Below are 22,884 nucleotides of genomic sequence, written 5' to 3'. Positions count from 1 at the left end.
GATGACACTCGCCGCCTCGTGGCAGCTCGATAACGGTTTGGCCGTCAGGGCGATTAGCACCCCTGACGCCGAGGCCGCCGCCGCGCTGGTGCGCATCGAGGCGGGCAGCTTTCAGGCGCCTGCCGCCTGGCCGGGCCTGGCGCATCTGCTGGAGCATATGCTGTTTCGCGGCAGCGTGAACTTTAGCGCGCAGGATGGGCTGATGGGCTGGACGCCGGCGGTCGGCGGCCGGTTAAACGCCACGACCCAGGCCACGCAAACCGCGTTTTTCTTTGAGGTGGGCGCCGAACAGCTGGCGGAGGGGTTGGCCAGGCTGATCGATATGCTCGCCGTCCCACAGCTGGCGGCTGAGGCAATCGCCCAGGAGATCGAGGTCATCGACGCCGAATATCGCCTGCTGCGCGCCGACGTTGAAACCCGCTGCGAAGCGGCGCAGCGGCAGATGTTCAGCGGCATTGACGCGTTGCACCGCTTTCATATCGGCAGCCGCGCCGCTTTCGGCAGCGATATTCCCGCGTTGCAGCGGGTGCTGCGGCAGTTTCACCACCACTATTACCGCGCGCCGAACATCACGCTGTGGCTGCAAGGCCCGCAATCGCTCGAGCAGTTGCATGCGCTGGCGCAGCGCTACGGCGGCGCCTTGCCGCCGGGCAGCATCGCGCCGCCCGAGGCATTGCCGCCGCTGGCCGCCGGGCAAGATTACACGCTGTCTCTCCCCGGCGCGCCGCAGCTGCGGTTGGTGTTTGCCCTGCCGCACTCCCGTTCACGCGGCTGGCTGCGGCGGCTGGAGCGTTTATTGCTGGACGAAGCCCCTGGCGGGCTGCTGGCACGGCTGCGCGCTCACGCGTGGGCCGACGCCGTTAGGCTGGATTACGCCCGCTGCGCTGAAAACAGCGCACTGCTGAGTTTTATTTTTACCGTCAATCACGGCTCGGCGTCTGAAGCCGCCCACATCGAAAGCGCCTTGCTGGCCTGGTTGCAGGCGCTGATCGCGCTGACACCGGCTCAGCTTGCGCATTTCGGGCAACTGGCAAACCGCGATTTCCACCGTTTGGCGCCGCTCGATCAGTTGCGCGCCAGAGCATTTGGGCTGCCGCCGGTGGAGCCGAACGACGATTGGCCACGGCATATTTCGGCGCTGATTAGCGCGCCGCATCGCCGTCTGGCCGTGCTGCCTGAGGGAGGCGGTGAAACGCGTGAAATTCAAGGGCTGCCGTTGGCGCTCGCGCCCTTCGTCCGCACCGTGCCGACGCCCACAATAGATCCTTTCCGCTTTTTCTCCACCTCGGCGGCGCTGCCGATCCCGCCCCTGCCGGCCGGCCAGGCGCCGCTGCGGCATCTGCACCCCGACGAAGCGCAGCCGGTGCTGCTGCTGCGCCCATCGCCGCATGGCGCTCTCAGCGAAGAACAGGCCTGTGGTTTGCAGGCGGCATTGCGCCCTGGAGCGGCCGAGTTAGCCCATCGGGAGGGACATTTAAGCTTCGAGCGCCACCAGGGCGTGTGGTTGTTACAGCTGGCGGGCAGCGCAGCGCTGATCTGCCACGGTCTGAACGTCGTGAATCGAGCCCTGGCGGCGCTGCCGCCGGCCGTCATCAACGAGGCGGCGAGAAACCTGCGCCACGCGCAGCTCAAAGCGCAAAACGATATCGCCATTCGCCGCCTGTTAGCCCAATTGCCGGCGGCGTTGAGCGTATCAACGGCAACGGCCCCACTCTGGCATGCCACCCTGGTCGGCGGCGACGGCGAGTTAAAACGGCGGCTGTCGCATTTGCTGTATGACTTTCCTTTTCCCATAACCGACGAGGCTCAGCGGCCGGCGCCTCTGCATCACCACCCCGTCACCCTGACGGAAAGCGGCGCAGAACACGCCTTGCTGCAATTTTACCCGCTGCCGAACGACGAAGCCGAAGGGCGTTGGGCGCTGCGCGTGCTGGCCCGGCTTTACGCGCCGCGTTACTTCCAGCAGTTGCGCGTCGAGCGCAACGTGGGTTACGTGGTGCAATGCGCCTTTCATCGCAGCGCCGATGCTGAAGGCCTGCTGTTTGCACTGCAATCCCCGACGTTCGCCGTTGCGCAGCTGCGGCAGTTAACCGACGAATTCTTGCTGCAGATGCGCCATGAACTGGCGCACCTCGGCGCCGGCGAACTGGCGCTGGCGCAACAGGCGCTGCGGCAAAGCGTGCAGCGCCTCAGCGCCGAGCCGTTGCAACGCGCCCGGGAAATCGCCCTGGAAAATCGCCACCGGGTGGCGCAGGTTGCCTCTCTGCCTGCCGCGCAGCTCGTACACTGGCAGAAACGGATATTCCTCTAAGCCAAACCGAGGTTGTGCCGATAACGTCGGCTTTTCCCTCATAAAAACAGTTACATACCCTTAACAAGCGCACCTCCATCAATGTTACAATAGTCGCCAATAACGACCTTTTCACCTTTAAGAATCAGTATGTTATTGGAGATTATTCAATGTCAGATGCCAATGCACGTTCGGGCATAAAACTTACGCTGTGGTGTTGCCTGTTGGGCATCATCCTGGCCGCCACCGGCCTGTTCTTCACTGTCGCCGGCGGCAAACTGCTCTCGCTGGGCGGCAGCGCCTACTTCCTGATTGCCGGCCTCGTCATCCTGCTGTCGGCCATTCAGTTTTTCCGCCGCAAGTCCTCAGCGGTTTGGCTGTTCCTGGCGGTGTTCATCAGCACCGTCATTTGGGCGCCGTTGGACGCCGGTTTTGATTTTTGGCCGTTGATTTCCCGCCTGATGGTGCCGACCGGCCTGATGCTGCTGGCCTTCCTCACCTGGCCGGCGCTGCGCAAGCGCGAAGGCAAAGCGCCGTTGGCCAAGCCGGCTTACCTGCTCTCCGCCTTGCTGGCGGTCGGCATGGTCGGCGCCTTTGTCCAAATGTTCCAGCCGCATCCCACCGTTGCCTTCAGCGGCCAGCCGCTGCCGCTGATCCCGGTTGATAAAGCGCAACAGCAGAAAGATTGGGATAACTACGGCAATACGCCGGGCGGCAGCCGTTTCGTCGCGCTGGATCAGATCACCCGCGATAACGTGCGGGAGCTGAAAGTCGCCTGGACGTTCCATACGGGTGACATCCCTATCAGCCCTGATGGCAACGGCGCGGAAGATCAGCAAACGCCGCTGCAAATCGGCAACCGCATTTTCCTGTGCACGCCGCATAACAATGTGATCGCCGTCGACGCCGACAGCGGCAAAGAAATTTGGCGGCGAGAAGTCAACGCCAAGTCGCAGGTATGGAACCGCTGTCGCGGCCTGGCCTACTTCGATATCAACAAGCCGTTGCCCGCGCCGAGCGTGCCGGGTTCAACCCCCGCCGCGCCCGTCGCGCTGGCGGCCGGCGACAGCTGCCAACGGCGCATATTGATGAACACCATCGACGCGCGCCTGATGGCGATTAACGCCGACAACGGCGAATTCTGCCAACACTTCGGCAACCAGGGCGTGGTGGACCTGAAGGCCGGTCTGGGCGACGCCGCCGATCCTAAATATCAACTGACGTCAGCGCCGACGCTGGCCGGCACCACCGTGGTGGTCGGCGGGCGCGTTGCCGATAACGTGCAAACCGATATGCCCGGCGGCGTGCTGCGCGGCTTCAACGTGATCACCGGCGAAATGCGCTGGGCGTTTGACCCGGGCAATCCGCAGCCGAACGCTGCCCTGAAACCGGATCAACACTTCGTGCGCAGCACCCCGAACTCCTGGGCGCCGATGTCGTACGATCCGGCGATGAACACGGTCTTCCTGCCGATGGGCAGCTCCTCCGTCGATCTGTGGGGCGCCAACCGCAACGCGCTGGATCACCGATACGGCGCCTCGGTGCTGGCGCTCGACGCGACCACCGGCAAAGAGAAATGGGTCTATCAGACCGTGCATAACGATCTGTGGGACTTCGATCTGCCGATGCAGCCCAGCCTGCTCGACTTCCCGATGCAGGACGGCACCACCCGCCCTGCGCTGGTTATCGGCACCAAAAGCGGGCAGATCTTCGTGCTGGATCGCCATACCGGCAAACCGCTGACCGAAGTGAAGGAACTGCCGGTGAAGACCCGCACCATTCCGGGCGAGCAATATTCCGCCACGCAGCCGTTCTCCGTCGGCATGCCGCAGATTGGCGCGCAGAAGCTCAGCGAGTCCGACATGTGGGGCGCTACACCATTCGATCAATTGATGTGCCGCATCAGCTTTAAATCGATGCGTTATGACGGCCTGTTCACCGCGCCGGACACCGACGTTTCCCTCAGCTTCCCCGGCTCGCTGGGCGGCATGAACTGGGGCGGTCTCTCTACCGACCCGAACAACCGTTATATTTTCGCCAACGATATGCGTCTGGGCCTGTGGGTGCAGATGATCCCGCAGAAAGCCGACGCAGGCGCGCCGGCCGGCAACGGCGGTGAAGCCGTGAATACCGGCATGGGCGCGGTCCCGCTCAAAGGCACGCCGTATGCCGTCAATAAGAATCGCTTCATGTCACCGCTGGGCATTCCTTGCCAAAAACCGCCGTTCGGCACCCTCTCCGCCATCGATTTGCAGACGCGCAAAGTGGTGTGGCAGGTTCCGGTAGGAACGGTGCAGGATACCGGGCTGTTCGGCATCAAAATGCGCGCGCAGATGCCGGTCGGCATGCCGACGCTGGGCGGCACGCTGGCGACTCAAGGCGGCCTGGTGTTTATCGCCGGTACGCAGGATTATTATCTGCGCGCCTTTGACTCATCCACCGGGCAAGAGCTGTGGAAAGCGCGCTTGCCGGTCGGCAGCGGCGGCACGCCGATGAGTTACGTCTCGCCGACCACCGGTAAGCAGTATGTCGTCATTTCCGCCGGCGGCGCACGTCAGTCGCCGGATCGCGGTGATTACGTCATCGCCTACGCGCTGGATAAATAATCGCCGGAACGCCGGTTAAATAAAGCGGCGCACCGCGCTCAATGGGCATTTAGAGGGAGACGTTGCATGACGTCTCCTTTTTTTGGGTTTATTGCCTGAACAGCAGAATATTAACCATCCGTTTCATTTTCATGCCTTTTCTTCTATTTCTCTTACGGCGATACAGCACGCGCCACCGGCGCCGGTGATACTCACAGGCAATTGATATGTATAAGGTAAAAAATAATAAAATGAAGAGAAATTCCATGTTTCGGCCTAAATCCTTTTAGTCACTTCAGATGATTATCATCAATTTTTCTAACCAAAAGAATTAGAAACATCCTGTTCTAACGCGCCTTTATCCTGTGAAGACACCGCCGCCCGGCCTGTCGCTTCCGCGCGCCCAATAAAAAACCCCCATCGTTGCGATGGGGGCTGAGTAGCGTGAAACGGATCAACGGCTATCAGAAGCGCCAGGTCAGACCGGCATTGACGCTGTTGTCCTGATGGTTGGACGACAATTGCCCGCCGTAACCGAGGGACAACACGGCGTTTTTGTTAACCCAAACATCGACGCCCGCCTTCAGAACCGCCCCGTCGCGGGAAACGGGGACGCTGTTCACGTCGAACGCCGCATCGCTGCGTTTGAACATCAGCTGTGTTTTACGCTCCAGCTTGCCGTACTGATGTTGCCAACCCAGCTCGCCGCGCAGCGCGATCGCCACGCTGTCGGTCTGCCATTGCGTATCGGCGCGCAGGCCCAGCGTCGAAGCGGTGGCGGACTGACTTTGCTTATCGCCGCGCAGCGCCGCCGCTCCGCCTTGCTCGTTGATCCCCTCGTTGCGATAGTGGGTGTACGCCAGGTTGGCGAACGGCTCAAGATTGACCACGTCGTTGCTCCAATCGTAACCGCTTTCGATAAACAGCTGACCGGTGCGCGCGTTATAGCGGGCCTTTTCGCGATCCGCCTGCGCGCCGTAGTTTACCGAGCGCGACGTGTCGATGCGATGCCAGGTATAGGTGCCGCCCGCTCGCAGCGCCAACGCGCCGAAACGTTTGTCGCCGTACAGCCCCAGATGGTAGTTGTCGCTGTGAGCATCTGACTGATAGCCGCCATCCAGCGACGTGCGGGTATACCCGGTCATCACGCCCAGCCGGCCGTCGTCAAACAGTTCGCTGTCCAGACCCAACAGCACGCCATAGGTGGATGTCTGGTAACCGGTGGCGTTGTTGTTGCCGGAAGCATGCCCCCAGTTGCCCAGCAATTTCGCCCAGGCGCCATTATCATCCGCTTTGATATCGGAAGCGGTGCGGCGGCCTTCAGCCTGGCGCAAGCGCTCGGTGGCGGTATCGCGCAGATTACGGCTTTCGTTGATCTGGGCGGAAGCCATATCCGCGTGGATCTGGCCGGACAGTTGACGGGTCGCCTGCTGCAATTCTCTGGCCGAAGTGAAGCCGAGGAAGCTTTCATAAACCGGATGGCCGGCCACGGGGCTCGTCGCTTCGGTAACGGCTGTCGCCTCGCCTTCAACGCCCTGCAGTGCGGTTAGCGCTTCAGCGGTAGGCGCCGCGACGCTGCGTTTGGCCGTTTCCGTGACCGGTTCCGTGGCGTTGAGCGTTTCCACCGCCCGGGCGACCGCTTTCTCGTTTTCGGTGCTGGCCAGGCTGTCAAAACGGGCGGCGGTGCGCGTGATCCCAAGGCCAACGTCATTGCCCTGATAGTCCAGCGTCACGTTGACAAACGGATACGAAGGATTGGCGTTTTCGAAGCGGCCGGTCACGCCATCCGTCGTCGTCAGGATGGTGTATTTGTTGCCCAGCAGGCTTTGCGCCTCATTTTGCGACAGCAGGTTTTTGCTGTGCTCCAGGCTGACGTTCACACTGCCGCCGTAGAGGAAAGCGCGCCGCGCTTCGATTTTATCGCTGCGGCCATTGTCTGCGACCTCCACGTTATACTGCGAGCCGCGATCAAACACGGCGTCATGCAACACGTGCAGCGTACCGATGCCATTTCCCGGCGTCACGCTGCCGCCCCGAACCGCTCTGAATGCCCCCACCGTGCCGTCGCCGGCCAGCGTGCCGCTATTTTCGATATAGACATTGGACGCCACCGAACCGTTGATCGCCAGCACGCCCTGTTTCACCCAGGTGTCACCGCTGTAAGTATTATTGCCCAACAGCGCCAGCGTACCGGCGCCCGTTTTGGTCAACCCGCCGTGGCCGCGGATGTCATTGCTCCACGAATCGAAGTCGCATTCGCCCGACGTGCAACGCCGCTCAACCGGGGTTCCGGCTTCGACGATATTCCCCAGACCGGGGATATTCACCACGAACTGTTTTTCACTGTAGGAACCCGGCACATAGAATTCCTGCGGAATATCCTCTTGGGTGATAAACATCTTCGGCCCGTTGATCGCATCGCGTAAATTGACGCGGCCCCAGCCGAATAAATGATCAATGCCGGCCTCACCTAAATCGGTGGCGGTGGTTTTGATGACCGCGGATATTTGAGCGGCGCTCATATAAGGGAAGCGCTGCATCAATACGGCGGCAAATCCGGTGACGTGTGGCGCCGCCATTGAGGTGCCCGACATATTTCCGTAATCGGGTTTGACCGTCAGCTCGCCCTTATTATAGGCTTCGCGGTTCACCGCCCCGCCGGTATTGGAAACCAGCTCCCCTACGCTGCTGTAAATACTGCTGCCCGGCGCTGACACGCAAAAACTGGCCGTATGTCCGCAGCTGGTTGAGGAAACGCTTAACTTATCGTTATTACTCAGATTGGTCACGATCAGATAATTGTTTAATACCTCAGGGAAAGCATAGGGAAGTGACTTTTGCGCCTCAGGAATATTGTAGTTATTGTAATTGCCTGCCGAGAAAACGATCAGCTTGCCATGCTTGGCGGCGCGCAGCAGCGTCGCCATGGCGCTGTGCCCGCCGGTGGGCACGGGTTGCTCGCTGCCCCATTCCAGGTTGGACTTATTGCGCATCACTTCATTGATGACGTCGGTTTTCACCCACGCCACATAGTCAGGCCGCCCGTTCGGCAGCCAAATGGTGTTGCCATTGGCATCCTTTCTGACCGCCGGTGGGATCCCCCAGCTGTTATTGATAACCCGGGCTGGGCTCTGGATCAGTTCTTCGCGGCCGTTGCGATTGCCGAAGTCGTTCAACTTGGCGCCGATAATGTCCGCGTCGTAGGCGACGCCATGCATACCGGAGCCATCTCTTTTGGCGGCTGCAATACCGGCGACATGCGTGCCATGCGTGCCGAATGACATATTATCTTGTTTATCATACGAGAAATTATAGCTGCCGTTATCCAGCCGCGTCAGTTTACCGGCGAATTCCGGATGAGAGAGAATGGCATCATCAATAACGCCAATCGTCACACCCTTTCCGGTATAGCCTCTGGCATAGGCGAACTCGGCAGAAATAGCCTCAAGCCCCCATTGGCGATTAAATTCTGCGGTTTTCCAACTGTCGGGCGAACCTAATTGTCCTGGTTCCCGATAAGCGGCAAGAGATGAATGAAGAGATAAGCCATAACAACCCAGAAACACGCAATACGCTAACTTCAATTTTTTATTAAGTATCATTTTACGCTCCATGTTTATTTATACCCAGAAGAAAACTGACGTTTTAACTGCGCTGAAACCTCCTATGATCGTGAAACGACAGATAACGCATGCCTGCCCGACGCGGGCCGCATAAAACAGGCTGAGTGATAAAAATTCGGGCGTGCGGACATGAAGATGTCACCACGCCATACGCTTAGGGCGCAGAAGTGCAGACAGGTGGCGAATGTACGTTTGCCGGCGATAAACCCGGCGCCGTTATACCGGCACGGCTCGGCCATCCGGCCGAAGCGCGAGAATCAGGCTGTGGGTGCATCTCGCTTAATTATCCAGTTTTGTTAATGATTTTCATTCGCGAGGCTATCTTATACGTAAGTAAAGTGTCAACAGATGAAACAAAACATTTCTTGATTTGCATCATAACTTTCACCGCAAACGTCGGCGACAGGTGCGTCGGCCACCGCTGAACCGGGCATAACATGGCGCTTTTTACCGCCCGGCATGCGGATTTTGTCAGTCATGATGCATAAGAGAGGCGGTATGACGAGTGAAAGAGCAGCAGAAAGACTGAACATTTCCTCAAAAAGAAACATCAGGTTTGATTACTTTTTTGCGGTTATTAAACCGCCTGGTCGGAGCACTTATTTTTCGATGCAATATAAGAGGGGCTTATAAATAACAGGAGTATTCCTAATGCGTTCTTGCGTAATCTATTTCATGCTACCAGGCCGATTTTTAGCCGCGCCCGCTGGCTATTCCCATTTTCATTGGCAAGACTATATTGAAAGAGGCTCTGCTATAGAGCAAGAATATGGGTAATTTTCCGAGGAAATACCGCATGAGCCTGTTGCCCGAGCAGACCAATAACAAAAATCCGATCGACCTCTACAGCGAAATCGTAGACGACTTGCCGGGTCTGATCTGCTTCGGCAACCGCCTTGGCGGTTACTTCAACAAGCAGTGGCGCGACTATACCGGCGCAATCGCCGGTGAGCACGGCGCCGCAGACTGGCTCGAGGCCCTGCACCCTGACGATCGCGAACGCCTGGCCGCGCAATGGCGCCAGGCCATCGTTGCCCTCTCCTCGTTCGCCGGCGAAGCCCGTCTGCGCGAGCGCAGCGGCGCCTACCGGTGGTTTATGCTGGCGTTTAACGCCCGCCAGGACGGCAAGGCGCTGGAGCCCAGCTGGTACCTCACCGCCACCGACATCCATCCGCAAATGCTGCAACGCCAGCAAAACGTTCAGGCGCTCTCTATCCAGCAAGACATGCTGGACGCCAGCGTTGACTGCATCAAAGTGATCAATCGCGACGGCACGCTGCGCCACATGAACCGCTCCGGCAGCCTGGCGCTCGGCCTCGATCCGGCGCAAAAAGAGTTTGGCATGCCCTGGCTGGGGCTGTTGTCGCCCGAAGTTCGCCGCCGCGGCAGCAAAGCGTTGCGCAGCGTCAAAGCCGGTAAGAATGCGCGCTTCGCGGGATTGAGCGTGACGCCGCAGGGCAAAAAACAGCATTGGGACAACATCCTCTCTCCCGTCAGCGATGAGCACGGGGTCGTGGCCGAGATCTTGTGCGTCTCACGGGATGTGACGTCGCAGCGCGTGATGGAGCAACGCCTGCTGCTTGCCAGCGAGTATGACGAACTGACCGGCCTGCCCAACCGGCGCCTCTTCAAGAAAAAGCTGAAGCAAGAGATGAAGCGCGCCCTGCACGGCAACAAGTCGCTCGGGCTGATGCTGCTGGATCTTGACCATTTCAAACTGGTGAACGATACGCTGGGCCACGCGGCGGGCGATCATCTGCTGCGGGTGCTGGGCAAAAGGCTCAGCGCCTGCATGAATACCCATTCGTTCGTCTCTCGCCTCGGCGGCGACGAGTTCGCCGTCGTGATCAGCGACGTCGAAAACGAGCAGGATATTTTCCGCATCGCCAACAAGTTTCTGCTGCAGCTGGAGACGCCGATCACCCACGGCGGCAAGACGTTGCATTGCGGCATGAGCATCGGTGGCGCCATCTATCCCAAAGATGCCCGCGATGCGTCAGAGCTGATGAAGTGCGCCGATACCGCGCTGTATGAACTGAAAGAAGGCGGCCGCGGCGGCGTCTACATGTTCGACAGCAAGATGATGGACAAAGCCCGCGCCCGCGCCAGTCAGCTCAACTACGCGCGCCAGATCGTACGCGATAATTGCATTCGTCCCAACTACCAGCCGAAGGTCAGCCTCGCCGATGGCAGCATCGTCGGCTTCGAAGCGCTGCTGCGCTGGCATTGCCCGCAAAACGGCATACAGCTGCCGGCGACGGTCAGCGAGGCCTTCAACGACTATGAACTGGCGACCAAAATCAGCGAAGCCATGCAGCTGAAAGTCTTCGCCGATATCGCCCGCTGGCGCGCGGCCGGCGTGGCAGTGCGGCCCGTTTCGCTGAACGTGTCGCCGATCGAGTTTTTACGCGACAACTACGCCGAAACCTTCCTGCAACGCCTGCTGAAGTTCCACATTCCCCACCACCTGATCGAACTGGAAGTGACCGAACACGCGTTCAACAAGCACGGTTCGAAATACGTACTGCGCGCGCTGCACATGCTCAAAGAGATGGGTATCCGTATCGCGCTGGACGACTTCGGCACTGGCCACTCCTCGTTCAGCCATATCATGGACTACCCGCTGGACTGCATTAAGCTGGACTGCGACTTCATTCAACGCATGAACACCGAACCGGCGATCCTGGCGATCGTGGAAAGCATCGGCATTCTCGGTCAAAAGCTGTCGATCGATATCATCGCCGAAGGCGTGGAAACCGAGCAGCAGCGCCAAACGCTGTGCGAAGCCGGTTTCCATATCGGCCAGGGGTTTTTGTTCAGCCCGGCGGTGGGATCCCAGCAGGTGCCGACGCTGCTGCAGGCGATACTTCAGCCTGCCGAAGGCGGCACGGCGAATCGTTAAATCGGCATCGCATGCCCCACATTCGGGGGGCTTGATCCCCCCTCTTTTCCTCTGCTTGTTTCACGCCTCCCGCACCGGAATATTTGTGAGAGCCCTCACAAAGCATAAACGTATCTTTACATTTTTGAACGGTTAAGCTTCCGTTCTGTCAGATTTGAGTGTATTCCAGAGCGTCAAAACGATTCTTTTTCCACTCAATTGGGAACGTTACCGGAGACTTGTTAAGAAATAGTTAATTTAAATCAATGCACTACAAATAATAGCAGGAGGTACTGCGATGCACGAAAGGCAAGAGAAGAATGCAATGTTCATTTCGTTCGATGCCGTCTCGGTCTCGGGGATCACGGTGGAAGCAATGAAGATTGCCAAACGACTGCAAGCCTGTGGATTTCGCTCTTATCTTGATTTGGGATACGACATCAAGATTGATAAGGGAAACTTTAATAAACCCTATCAGCATGAGCATGACATCTACCGCGATGTCTTTACGCTGGTCCGCCTGGACGACATCACGTCGATTCCAGATTACCACCCCGCCTTTCTCGAGTACGCGCACGCGGCGTTGATCGGCCAGAAAACGCCCATTGACGAGCAAGAAAAAGCCGCTTTGTTGCATACCATCGCGTTGACGGCGCGGCAGCTGGCGGATCGCCTCATCGCCCAATGGGAAGCGCTCGCAATCAGCCATGTGGTGGTGGAAAACGGCACGCTGCCGGAAAACATCATCTATACCAAAGCGCTGTATCTGGCGATCGAAGATTATGGCCGACGTTATCGACTGACGCGTTTCGTCATCTGGCGCGATCATGACCTGATGTGGAACAGCGAAAAAAAGGTGCTCAAATACGGCCCGCCGCCTTATTCTCACGCCATCAAACCTATCCCTTCAAAATACATTACCTATGTCACGCTCAATCACGATCTGAAGCAAAAGCTGGAGGCCTGGTGCAATCATGATGTCCATGTCGAGGTAAAGAAAAATACCTATGACTTCTCGGACAGTCACGAAAGAACGAATGTCAGAAAGCAGATGAATATTCGCGATAATGATCTTCTCATTGCCAGAACCACCCGCATCATCCCTCAGAAAAGATTGGATCGCGATATTATACTGATCAGCCGGCTTAACGATTTATTTATCCGCGACCACAACACGCGACGCGCCTATTTGGCGATCGCCGGCAATGAATATGAAAATCCGTCATGTTATCTGCAACTCGCCAAATTGGCGCAGGAACTGAATGTTCTCCCCTATGTCAAATTCGTCGGCATGCTTCCTCATGTCGATATGCGCTCGGAAAACGACGCGTTTTGCATAGAGGACCTCTATCACTCTTGCGACCTGGTCTCTTTTCTCACCTCGTATGATTATGATAGCTATGGCAATCCTATCGGCGAAGCGATCAGTTGCCGCCGTTGCTATATCACCACTCGCTACGAATATTATCACGAAGTCTACGGCCGGCATGGGTTTGAAGCGCCCGTCATGCCGATCTCCGAGTTACAGGATGGGCCGCCGAACGACGAATTCATCCAGGACGTCTACCGGTTCATTAATAACAAGGAGAAGATGAAGCGCGTGGCGGAAAAGAATTACGCGCTGGGCAAGCGTATTTTATCCAACAACGTCATGGAGTTCTTAAATATCAGCTAATCATCGAATGACGTGAAATTTAACTTTCAGACAAGCCATTTCTAACTGTGGACTTTCATTAGCCCTTGGAGGATCTATGCGTGATACTGTTTTTGTGTCTGTCGTACTGCCCGTTTATAATGAAAGCGACCGTATTGAGGCGGTTTTACTTTCGCTGTTCAATCAGCACACCAAGAATGAATTAATCACCCACGACACTTACGAACTGATTGTCGTTGATAACAACTCCACCGATGATTCCGTCGCTAAAATAAACGCGTTTAGTGAAAGGCATCCGGCTATGGCCATTCATGTTATCGCCGAAACGGTGCAGGGTGTCTCCTCGGCCAGAAAACGCGGCATGGACTATGCGTCGCTGCGTTCTAAAGCCCGCGACAGCCGGCTGGGAAATAAACGCAAGCACTATATCGTTTCCGCCGATGCCGATTGCACCGTGGATGCATTTTGGCTTTACGAGCTGGTGAATACCATGATCGAGCAACAAGGCGACCTGGGCACCTGCAACTATTACTACCCTCCCGCAGAGTTTGAGCACCGCCCCAACCTGTTCCGCGAGATCCAAAAAACGCTGCGTCTGCGCGAATTTTCGTTCTCCCTGTTCGGCGGCTTCCCCGACGGCAAAGGGTTCGGGGTGGAGCGCAGCCTGTATGACGCGGTAGGCGGCATCGAAATCTTCTACCAGCTCAACCATGGCCGCTTTGTCGAACACCTGTCCGACGACTGGGACTTCGGCATTAAGGTCATCGCCTACGGCGGCAAGCCGGTTTACGCTCGCCATGCTTACGTTGAGATCAACAGCCGCCGGGTGGACACCATTCTCGATGAGGTGATCAACGGCATCGCCTACGGCAAGGACGGCATCATTATCATGAAGGACGTTCGGCCGGACGTTGAGCGACAGAAAACCGCGCTGGCGGACGCCACATCGGCGGAGGCGAAACTGGCCTGGGACTACTCGGTCAAGGACTTCACGCCAAAAAATATCTTACTGCCGGTGCTGCTCAATCCGTATCTGCTGTTGGAAAACAGCGAAGTGCGCGATTTCTTCTCCGGCCCGCTGGCCGACAGCCTCTACCGTCGCATTCACGAGCTGAAACACGAGATGCGCCTCATCGATTTCAAACCGATCCATGCCTACAAAACCCCCGCCTATCGGCTCTACCTCGAATTTCGCGATGCGTTGTTTGCCGCCATGCGGCGCGCCGTCGGTGACGATATCGGCTTCCCGCCCGCATTGCCGGCCTGCTTCGATACGGTCAAAGACGAAGATTTCACCCGCTTTGTTTATTACTTCTGTGAAGACCGCGAGTCCGGCGAAGCCCACAACTATTTCGGCAACGGAGGGGTATTCTGATGAACGACGAAGCCTTGCACTCATTGCTGGATATCGATGAAAACTATCCCACGCCGCGGGTGAACGCGTTCCTGGCGCAACCGGAAAACCGGGCCTTTCTGGAGTACGTCCATAAGGATCCGTTCGGCTGTCACGTGTTCCCCGGCGATCTCGTCGACTACCCGCTGGCCGCGTTTTTTGCCGATATGGAGGCCGACATTCGCCAGGCGGGCAAAATCCACCTCTGGGCCTATATCCCGACCTGCCGCTATCGCTGCCATTTTTGTCAGTACCCCACGGTGATCCTCAATCCCAAGGCGCCCGCCTCTCAGGCGGTATTCCGCGATTTGGTCGATTTCAACATCAAGGAAGCGCAAATGTGGCTGGCGCGCGTGCCCAGCCTGGCCGAAGTGGAAATCGGCGAATTCAACGTCTTTGGCGGCACGCCGTCCTTGCTGCCGGAGCCGGAACTGCGCCGCATGATGGCCTTCTACTTCAGCCACTTTAACTTCACCAACGCCACCCTGCGCTTCGAAGGGGAGCCCGGCACCCTGAACAAAGCCTATCTGGCACTGCTGAAAGAGCTCGGCTTCAGCAAAATCAGTTTCGGCACCCAATCCTTCAATGACGACATCATCACCGCCTGCGGGCGCATGCACTCGGCCGAAGAGTGCGTGGAGACCATTCATCATGCGCGCGCGCTCGGCATTGATTGGGTCAGCGTGGACCTCATTTACGGCATGCTGGGCCAAAGCGTGGACGACGTGAAATACGACATGGAAAAAACCCTCGAGCTGAATCTGTCGCACGTCGTCTGCACCAAGCTGCACATGGATGAGTTTATTAAAAATCGCACCGGCGTCTCGGGCGAGCGCGAAAGCCTGTGGCAGAAAAAGGGGCTGATCAGCATCAACAACCTGCGCTTCCCTGGCCTGGGCAAACAGTACCAAATGCGCGAGCTGGTCGAGAACTACCTGAATGGCGGCTATACCGAACACCCCACCATGTACTTTCACCGCAATGATCAACAGCCGGAAAAGTGGAAAGCGCTCATCACCGATCTCGACAAGCAGTATCCGGAAGTGGCGATCGGTTTGGGCGGCAGCTCCAAATCGACGCGATCCGAAGCCATCAACATCACCGGTTACAAGAAGTACAAGGAGGCGCTCAACCAAGACCGCCTGCCCATCGAGGAAAGCCGCGGTTTCTCCCCGATCCAGCGTGAAGTGAACGCCTTCAAAATGGCGCTCTCCACCTTGCTGCCGGTGGACGATCGGGTGTTTAAACGGCGCTTTGACGGCAACAGCCTGTTTGCTAACCCGGTCATCCGCCGCACGTTGAAAACCCTGGTGGATAAAGCGCTGGTCACCGTCGATGGTCCGTGCGTGACGCTCACGCCCATCGGCGTCACGCTGGTCGAAGCCATTATCAATACCCAATTTTCCGCCGCATTCGCCAATCAGGAGTGAAAGATGACGACGACAGTCCCCGATCTCAAACCGGTATTCAGCTTCTATTACATCGGCATCGATACCGAAGCCGGCGTCACGCCACAACAGTTTGAAACCTTCGTGCGCGAACAAGGCGTGCATATCCCCTGTTATCCCGGCTGGCGCTGGACGTTGCTGCGCGGCCTGCGCGGCGAACGCGTCGGGCAATACCTGATGCTGTACGAGATTGACAGCGCCGAGCAGCGCGATCGTTACGTCACCGCCACCGGGCAGCGAACGGCGCACGCGCACGAATTCTGGCGGCGGCATGCCGCCGCGCAGGAAATCCTCGCCGAGTGGCGAAAACTGGGCACCTACAGCCTGCTGCCGACGCTGTTCAGCGATTATCGCCTGCTGGCTGAGAACAGAAAAAGCGACGTGCCGCCCGGCCCGCGCTACCGGGAACGGCCGGGCGAACCGCCCGAGGCGCGCATTATCGGCATCCACAATCTGGCGCTACGCGAAGGCGTGACCCCGGCGCAATTCGAACGCTTTATCGCCGAAAATCACCATCGCATTGAGGATTATCCGGGCTGGAAGTTTCACTTGCTGAAGGGAGAGCGCGGCAATCGGCTCGATCAGTACGCGGTGATGATGGAAATCGTCAGCCTGGCGGCGCTGGACGTGTTCTATCCGGAGCCCGATATCGCCACCGCCGAAGCGGCAACCTTCGCCAAAGCGCATCGCGACACCAAGCAAATGTATGAAGAGTGGAAGCAACTGGCGTCATTTTCCGGTTCACCGCAGATTTATACCGATTATCTGTCCGTCGCGCAGAGCCGATCGTCATGATGCTACCTTGGCTAACCGGCGAGGCCGCAGAGAATCATCGCCGGCAAATCGCCACCCGAGCGATCTTCTTCCTCGCCGGGTTGGGCATGGCCGCCTGGGCGCCGTTGATCCCTTTCGTGAAAGCGCGATTGGGCATCGATGACGGCGCGCTCGGTTTGCTGCTGTTTTGCCTTGCCGCCGGCTCCATGGCGATCATGCCCTTCGCCGGGTATCTGATCGCCAAACTGGGGTGCCGCGCCGTGTTGCTGGGCGCTGGCGCCTTGCTGTGCATCGACTTGCCGCTGTTGGCGTTACTCGATGCTCCGCTGTTGATGGGGGCGGCATTGGGGGTATTTGGCGCCGTCAACGGCATCATGGATGTGGCGATGAACTCACAGGCGATAATCGTCGAGCGGGAGAGCGGCCAGGCGAAAATGTCCGGTTTTCATGGCTTCTACAGCCTTGGCGGCATTGCCGGCGCCGGCGGCGTCAGTCTGTTGCTGCTGGCGGGTCTCGCCCCGGTCCAGGCCATCGGCCTGATCGCCCTCCTCATCGCGATCCTACTGCTGATCGTCGCCGGCGATTTACTGGCGCACGGCGGCATCGGCGAGCGGCGACGGGGCGGCGCGCGGTGGGCGCTGGCCCACGGCAAGATCCTGTTTATCGCCCTGCTCTGTTTCTTCGTGTTCCTGACCGAGGGGGCGATGCTCGACTGGTCGGCATTATTCCTGCATGCCGAGCGCGGCGTGGCCAAATCGCAGGCGGGGATCGGGTTCACGCTGTACGCCGTCGCCGTGGCCTGCGGGCGGCTGTATGGCGACAGGCTGATCGGCGCCGTCGGGCGCTTTCGCACTCTGCTGCTCGGCAGCCTGTGCGCCGCGGCGGGCGTGCTGTTGACCGTCACCGTCCCTCTGGCATCGGCCGCCTTTGGCGGGTTGATGCTCGCCGGCCTGGGCATCGCCAACATCGTTCCCATTCTGTTCAACGCCGTCGGCAATCAAAAACAGGTGCCGCCTGGCCAGGCGTTTCCGGCCGTGACGCTGGTCGGCTATCTCGGCTTATTAACCGGCCCGGCGCTGATCGGTTTTATCGCCAATTACACCAGCCTGGCCCTGGCTTTCGGCTGCACGTTGCTGTGCCTGTTGCTGGTCAGCATCAGCGCCAAAGCCGTGACGAACACATCTCACTAACTTAACTTGCGAGGATCGTTTAATGCATGCATCAACCACGCCGGTTTTCTCCCTGCACTACGTGGGAATCAACCTGAAACGGGGCGTCGCCTCGGATCGTTTCGAAGCGTTCGTTCGCCATAAAGGCGTCGCCATCCCGGCCTATCCCGGCTGGCGATGGACGCTGCTGCGCGGCCTGCGCGGCGAGCGTGAAAATCAGTACCTGATGGTTTATCAGGCTAAAGACGCCGCCACCTACGCGCGCTATATCGACGGCAACGGCGAGCTGACCGACGAGGCGCACGCCTTTTGGCGGCAGCGTCCGGAGGCCGCCGCGCTGATTGAGGAGTGGAAAACCTTCGCGACCTTCGCCGAACTGCCGACCCTTTACACCTGTTACCGTCTGGTGGCCGAGAATAGCCGCAGTTCATTGCCGCCCGGCCCCAATTACCGCAGCGAACCAGGGAAGGAAAGCATTCAGCGTGTCATCGGCATTCATAACCTGGCGCTTAAAGCGGGCGTCTCACCCGAGCGGTTTGAACGGTTCATTACCGACAACATCCACCGCGTGGAAGACTACCCGGGCTGGAAGTTTCACCTGCTGAAGGGCCAGAGCGGCAACCGGCTGGACCAATACGCGGTGATGCTGATCATTGAAAGTCTGGCGTCGCTCAACGCGTTCCATCCGGAGCTCGATGTCTCAACCGAGCAAGCGCTCAGGTTCGTGGCCGAGCATCAGGACACCGAACGCATGTACGACGAGTGGAAAACACTGGCGTCGTTCTCCGGCGCGCCACAAATCTACACGGATTACCTGGCGATTGGCGGCAACGAGAATGACGCCCATCCGGCGTAAACCGCGCGGCGGCGTTGAGCGCCGCCGCTTTCACGGCCGCCGTTCGCCGAACGGCGCCAGCTTCATGCCGATAAGCGTCACCACGCAGATGAGCGCCCCGGCGTAGAAGGTGGCGGCGGAACCGAACAGCTCCCACAGGGTTCCGGCCCCGAGACTCGCCAGCAGCAGCGCCACGCCGCTGATCAGATTGAACATGCCGAACGCGGTGCCGCGCAGGTGCGCCGGCGCGATATGCGCCACCATCGCCGCCAATAACCCCTGGGTCATGCCCATGTGCACGCCCCACAGCGCGACGCCAAAAAGCACCCCGCCCCAATGATCGCTCTGCGCCAATACCAGGTCGGCGGCGATCAGTACCAGCAACCCGGCTTTCAGCAATCCTTCATGGCTCATGCGGTCGGACAGTTTTCCGAACGGATAGGCCGAGCAGGCGTAGACCAGATTCATGGCGACCATCACCAGCGGGATCAGCGCCAGCGGCGTGCCGCCCTGCTGCGCCTTCAACACCAGGAACGCTTCACTGAAGCGCGCCAGCGTGAAGATCGCGCCGATGCTCACCACCCACCAATAGCTGCGCCCCAGCAGCCGCAGGTTGGCGCGAGTGATCGGGTTGGTGCGCTTGTGGGTTATCGTGGCGGCCGGCTCTTTCAGGCCGAAAAACAGCAGCGCAATCGCCAGCGCCGCCGGGATCGCCGCCACCCAGAAGATGGCGCGAAAATCGTTGTGCCACAGCAGCATCAGACCGACGGCCAGCAGCGGCCCTAAAAAGGCGCCGACGGTATCCAGCGACTGGCGCAGCCCGAAAGCCGCGCCGCGAATTTCCGGCGGCGTCACGTCGGCCACCAGGGCATCACGCGGCGCCCCGCGAATGCCTTTGCCCACGCGATCCAGCAGGCGCGCGCTCATCACCATGCCGGACGACGACGCGATGGCGAAAAACGGTTTGCTGATGGCGCCCAACCCGTAGCCCAGCAGCGCCAGCCCTTTACGTTTGCCGAGGTAATCGCTGAGCACGCCGGAGAACACCTTGACGATCAACGCCGTCGCCTCCGCCAGCCCTTCGATCAGACCGATGACAATCACGCTGGCGCCGAGCGTCGTCGCCATAAACAGCGGCAACAGGCTATGGATCATTTCCGAGGAAACGTCCATCAGCAGGCTCACGCCACCCAATACCCACACGCCGCGCGGTATGCGGCCCAACGTAGCGAAACGCGACGGCATGGTTCATCCTCGATCGGTTCAGCGCCGCCAGAGGCGCCTCATGATTTTTCCAAGATTGGTTAGTTGATTTTGTTCGTTCACAGATCTGCAGCCTTTAGAGATAGTGCAACGACCGTGTGACATCCATAATAATGAAGGTAATTAACATAATGATATATAGCAAAAAGATGATAGTGATTGCGGCGCTGCTGAGTTTTTCCGCCGCCGCCGCACCGGGCGTGGATCTCGTCGCCAACGAAACGCCGATCCACACGGTGAAGAGCGCCGAAGCCGTGGCCAAAATCCCCGCCGGCTTCCGGTTCGTGGAACCCGGCACGCTGACGGTGGCCATTTCCCTGCTGGGCAGCGGCCCGCCGTTCGGCCTGTACGCCCGCGACAATAAAACGGTGATCGGCAGCGAGGCGGACATCGCGCGCCTGGTGGCCGACGGTTTGGGGCTGAAACTCAGGCTGGTGCCCACGTCGTGGGAAGACTGGCCGCTGGGGGTGGCCTCCGGCAAATATGACGCCGCGGTTTACAACATCACCGTGACCAACGAACGCAAGACTAAATTCGATTTCGCCACCTATCGGCAGGATACGCTGGGCTTCTACGTCAAGTCCGACAGTAAAATCACCCAGATCAAAACGGCGCCGGATATCGCCGGTAAAAAGATCATCGTCGATTCCGGCACCAATCAGGAAGCGGTACTGCTGGCCTGGGACAAGGAGAACCGCGCCAAGGGATTAGCGCCGCTGCAGCCGGTGTACGTCACCGATAAGGCCGCCTCCACGCTGGCCATTCAGTCGGGCCGCGCCGACGCCACCTTCGGGCCCAACGTCTCCGGCGCTTATCAGGCGCGGCTGACCGGTAAAACCCGGCTGGTGGGCATCGTGCCCGGCGGCTGGCCGAAGACCGCCAACATCGCCGTCACGCTGAAGAAAGGCAACGGCCTGGTGGACGCGGTGCAGGCTTCGCTCAACAGCGCCATCGCCAACGGCAGTTATCTGCAGGTGTTGGATCGCTGGGCGGAGAGCGACGAGAAGATTGCCCACTCCGAGATTAACCCGCCGGGACTGGGGGATTGAGAGAGCAACAAACAGGCCCCGCGCAGCGGGGCCTTATCGCCCGTCAATCGATAAGCGTCATTCCTCTGCCGCTTTTCGCCTCCCCAGCTTGCGGTACAGCGTGCTGCGCGAAACGCCGAGCGCCTTCGCCGCCCGGCTGAGATTGCCGCCCGCCCTGTCGATCGCCGCCTGCAGATCCTCGCCGCCGGCGTCGGCGCATGCCTGGCGCGGCGACAGTACCGCGATCGACTGCGGCAGATCGTCCAGAGTGAGCACCGCGCGATCGTCCGCCAGCGCCAGCAGCACCTTGAGCGTACTTAACAATTGCCGCACGTTGCCGGGCCACGGATAGCGCGCCAGCATCGCCAGCGCCTCCGGCAACAGGCGAATGTCGCGCCGTTCGCCGCCCAGCTCCCGCCACAGCTGCAGAATGAAGGTCTCCAATTGCGCCCGCTCTCTGAGCGGCGGGATGCGCAGGCTGTATTCCTGTATGCGATACAATAAATCTTCGCGAAACGCCCCCGTTAGCACCTGCCGATGCAGATCGTGGTGCGTCGCGCAAACCAGCGCGAAATCGACCGCATAGGCGCTGCGGCTGCCGAGCGGCGTGACCGTTTTCTCCTGCAACACCCGCAGCAGGCGCGTTTGCAGGCCCGCCGGCATGTCGCCGATTTCATCGAGGAACAGCACGCCGCCGTCCGCCTCGCGGATCTTGCCGATATAGCCTTTGGGGTTGGCGCCGGTAAACGCCCCCGGCGCATAGCCGAACAGTTCGGACTCGATCAGCGGTTCCGGCAGCGCCGCGCAGTTGATCGCCACGAAGTTGCCGTTGCGCCAGCGACTTTCCTGAAACAGGCGGCGGCTGAAGTGCTCCTTGCCGCAGCCGGTTTCGCCGGTCACGCACAGAGAAAGGCCGGCGTTGAGAATGCGCAACGCTTTCTGATACTGCTCGTCGTGCCGTTCCGCCGGCGGCGTCGAACGCAGAGCGCTAACACGACGCTGGGGCGCCTCGAGCAGCGAATAATAGTGCCGTTGATTGCCGGCCAGCGTCTGGCGTGGCGCGCCGGAGGGTTGCCGCAACAGATCGGGGAACAGCTGAGCGAATTCAAGCGAGCCGAATGCGGCCGGCGAGAGTTGGAACTCGACCATCGCCAGCCGATTGGCGGCGATCAGCACTTCGTCGTGAAACACCAGCAGCAGTTCCTGCGCGCTGCCCAGGCGGCCAGCGTCGGCGTGCAGGCGCAGCGTCCAGTGACGATCGGCGATCGCGCTTCTGACCCAGCGGTGTTCGATATGGCGCACCGCCTGCATGATCAGACGCTGCGCATCAGGATACGGGCGCTGGGCCGGGGCAGAGAGATCCAGTATGCCGGCAATATGGCCATCCGGCCGGTAGATCGGCGCGGCGGTGCAGTTCAATCCGGCGTTTTGGTTGAGAAAATGCTGATCGCCGCGCACTTCGCAGAAAGCGCCCAGCGCCAGCGCAGTGCCGATGGCGTTGGTGCCCCGCTCCGCTTCTCCCCACTGGTTGCCCGGCGCCAACGCAAAGCGCGACGCCTTGTGCAGAAAATCGTGATTGCCACGGGTTTCCAACACCAGCCCGTCGGCGTCGGCGATCACCACGATGGCCGGTTGACGCGTAATTTGCGCGCCCAACTGTTCGATCAGCGGCTGTACCCGTTGCGGCACCCAGTCGTTGCGGCTGCGCAGTTCTTCGAGCAGACCTGCTTTGATAAACGGGATATGTTGATCGGCGCGCGTCAGGCCGTAACTGCGGCTGCGCTGCCAGGATTCCGCCAGCGGGTGGGTCAGCAAACTGGCGCTCTCAGTGAGCAAGCGATCGTCAGGCAACATGCGTTTCTCCCCCGGCTGCAAGTGTTGCAAATATGTATCACGGATGTGTATCAGTCGTTGCGACACGGAACACAAAAAATCATCGGC

Annotated in this window: 13 protein-coding genes; 10 read left to right on the top strand and 3 right to left on the bottom strand. The window is 59.4% G+C overall.

Translation table 11 applies throughout. The features are described from left to right. Position 1: 1 nt before the first annotated feature. Both pqqF and CPH57_RS08405 read left to right on the top strand, forming a co-directional pair. Positions 2-2,311 (top strand): pyrroloquinoline quinone biosynthesis protein PqqF, encoded by a 2,310-nt coding sequence (gene pqqF, locus CPH57_RS08410; protein WP_096242238.1) that lies wholly within the window; start codon positions 2-4, stop codon positions 2,309-2,311. A 149-nt stretch (positions 2,312-2,460) separates the two neighbouring features. Next, positions 2,461-4,896, top strand: coding sequence for a glucose/quinate/shikimate family membrane-bound PQQ-dependent dehydrogenase (locus CPH57_RS08405; protein WP_096242237.1), 2,436 nt, complete (start codon positions 2,461-2,463; stop codon positions 4,894-4,896). A 443-nt stretch (positions 4,897-5,339) separates the two neighbouring features. On the opposite strand, the gene CPH57_RS08400 is transcribed toward CPH57_RS08405, so the two are convergent. Beyond that, positions 5,340-8,270 (bottom strand): autotransporter domain-containing protein, encoded by a 2,931-nt coding sequence (locus tag CPH57_RS08400; RefSeq protein ID WP_231922825.1) that lies wholly within the window; start codon positions 8,268-8,270, stop codon positions 5,340-5,342. 1,024 nt (positions 8,271-9,294) lie between these two features. On the opposite strand from CPH57_RS08400, the gene CPH57_RS08395 reads away from it, so the two are divergent. From CPH57_RS08395 to CPH57_RS08365, 7 genes are all read left to right on the top strand, one after another. Beyond that, the gene (locus tag CPH57_RS08395) at positions 9,295-11,400 is read left to right on the top strand and encodes a bifunctional diguanylate cyclase/phosphodiesterase (protein WP_047575248.1); all 2,106 of its coding nucleotides are present in this window, start codon (positions 9,295-9,297) and stop codon (positions 11,398-11,400) included. 304 nt (positions 11,401-11,704) lie between these two features. Then, positions 11,705-13,054 carry a glycosyl transferase family 2 gene (locus CPH57_RS08390; RefSeq protein WP_230328342.1) on the top strand — a complete coding sequence of 450 codons (1,350 nt, stop codon included), beginning with the start codon at positions 11,705-11,707 and terminating at the stop codon, positions 13,052-13,054. Positions 13,055-13,130: 76 nt separating this feature from the next. Further along, positions 13,131-14,408, top strand: coding sequence for a glycosyltransferase family 2 protein (locus CPH57_RS08385; protein WP_069100351.1), 1,278 nt, complete (start codon positions 13,131-13,133; stop codon positions 14,406-14,408). Then, positions 14,408-15,856: a radical SAM protein gene (locus CPH57_RS08380; RefSeq protein ID WP_033643048.1), complete on the top strand. Its 1,449-nt coding sequence runs from the start codon at positions 14,408-14,410 to the stop codon at positions 15,854-15,856. Before CPH57_RS08385 ends, CPH57_RS08380 begins: the two co-directional genes overlap by 1 nt. A 3-nt stretch (positions 15,857-15,859) precedes the next feature. Then, positions 15,860-16,669, top strand: a complete 810-nt coding sequence (locus CPH57_RS08375; RefSeq protein ID WP_096242235.1) for a hypothetical protein — start codon at positions 15,860-15,862, stop codon at positions 16,667-16,669. Further along, entirely contained in the window at positions 16,666-17,838 is a 1,173-nt protein-coding gene (locus CPH57_RS08370; protein WP_046687029.1) for an MFS transporter, read from the top strand. The genes CPH57_RS08375 and CPH57_RS08370 overlap by 4 nt, the downstream gene beginning before the upstream one ends. A gap of 22 nt (positions 17,839-17,860) precedes the next feature. After that, positions 17,861-18,673, top strand: a complete 813-nt coding sequence (locus tag CPH57_RS08365; protein ID WP_046687028.1) for a hypothetical protein — start codon at positions 17,861-17,863, stop codon at positions 18,671-18,673. A 30-nt stretch (positions 18,674-18,703) separates the two neighbouring features. On the opposite strand, the gene CPH57_RS08360 is transcribed toward CPH57_RS08365, so the two are convergent. Beyond that, positions 18,704-19,897, bottom strand: a complete 1,194-nt coding sequence (locus tag CPH57_RS08360; RefSeq protein ID WP_060660734.1) for an MFS transporter — start codon at positions 19,895-19,897, stop codon at positions 18,704-18,706. 149 nt (positions 19,898-20,046) lie between these two features. Here CPH57_RS08360 and CPH57_RS08355 point away from each other — a divergent pair, with 149 nt between their 5' ends. Next, positions 20,047-20,964 (top strand): ABC transporter substrate-binding protein, encoded by a 918-nt coding sequence (locus CPH57_RS08355; RefSeq protein WP_089191740.1) that lies wholly within the window; start codon positions 20,047-20,049, stop codon positions 20,962-20,964. Positions 20,965-21,021: 57 nt separating this feature from the next. Here CPH57_RS08355 and CPH57_RS08350 read toward each other — a convergent pair whose 3' ends face one another. Further along, the gene (locus CPH57_RS08350) at positions 21,022-22,797 is read right to left on the bottom strand and encodes a sigma-54-dependent Fis family transcriptional regulator (protein ID WP_096242234.1); all 1,776 of its coding nucleotides are present in this window, start codon (positions 22,795-22,797) and stop codon (positions 21,022-21,024) included. Positions 22,798-22,884 lie beyond the last annotated feature (87 nt).

This window comes from Serratia sp. JKS000199 (genome assembly GCF_900215455.1).
GTDB classification, from domain to species: Bacteria; Pseudomonadota; Gammaproteobacteria; order Enterobacterales; family Enterobacteriaceae; genus Serratia; species Serratia ureilytica.
Note: the sequence above shows the minus strand (reverse complement) of the source record. Positions and strands in the feature narration are given on the sequence as shown.

Excerpts from the sequence above, each read along its gene's own strand:
- CPH57_RS08370 (WP_046687029.1), top strand. The coding sequence starts at position 16,666 with ATGATGCTACCTTGGCTAACCGGCGAGGCCGCAGAGAATCATCGCCGG.
- pqqF (WP_096242238.1), top strand. The coding sequence starts at position 2 with ATGACACTCGCCGCCTCGTGGCAGCTCGATAACGGTTTGGCCGTCAGG.
- CPH57_RS08375 (WP_096242235.1), top strand. The coding sequence starts at position 15,860 with ATGACGACGACAGTCCCCGATCTCAAACCGGTATTCAGCTTCTATTAC.
- CPH57_RS08360 (WP_060660734.1), bottom strand. The coding sequence starts at position 19,897 with ATGCCGTCGCGTTTCGCTACGTTGGGCCGCATACCGCGCGGCGTGTGG.
- CPH57_RS08405 (WP_096242237.1), top strand. The coding sequence starts at position 2,461 with ATGTCAGATGCCAATGCACGTTCGGGCATAAAACTTACGCTGTGGTGT.
- CPH57_RS08395 (WP_047575248.1), top strand. The coding sequence starts at position 9,295 with ATGAGCCTGTTGCCCGAGCAGACCAATAACAAAAATCCGATCGACCTC.
- CPH57_RS08385 (WP_069100351.1), top strand. The coding sequence starts at position 13,131 with ATGCGTGATACTGTTTTTGTGTCTGTCGTACTGCCCGTTTATAATGAA.
- CPH57_RS08350 (WP_096242234.1), bottom strand. The coding sequence starts at position 22,797 with ATGTTGCCTGACGATCGCTTGCTCACTGAGAGCGCCAGTTTGCTGACC.
- CPH57_RS08365 (WP_046687028.1), top strand. The coding sequence starts at position 17,861 with ATGCATGCATCAACCACGCCGGTTTTCTCCCTGCACTACGTGGGAATC.
- CPH57_RS08380 (WP_033643048.1), top strand. The coding sequence starts at position 14,408 with ATGAACGACGAAGCCTTGCACTCATTGCTGGATATCGATGAAAACTAT.
- CPH57_RS08355 (WP_089191740.1), top strand. The coding sequence starts at position 20,047 with ATGATATATAGCAAAAAGATGATAGTGATTGCGGCGCTGCTGAGTTTT.
- CPH57_RS08390 (WP_230328342.1), top strand. The coding sequence starts at position 11,705 with ATGTTCATTTCGTTCGATGCCGTCTCGGTCTCGGGGATCACGGTGGAA.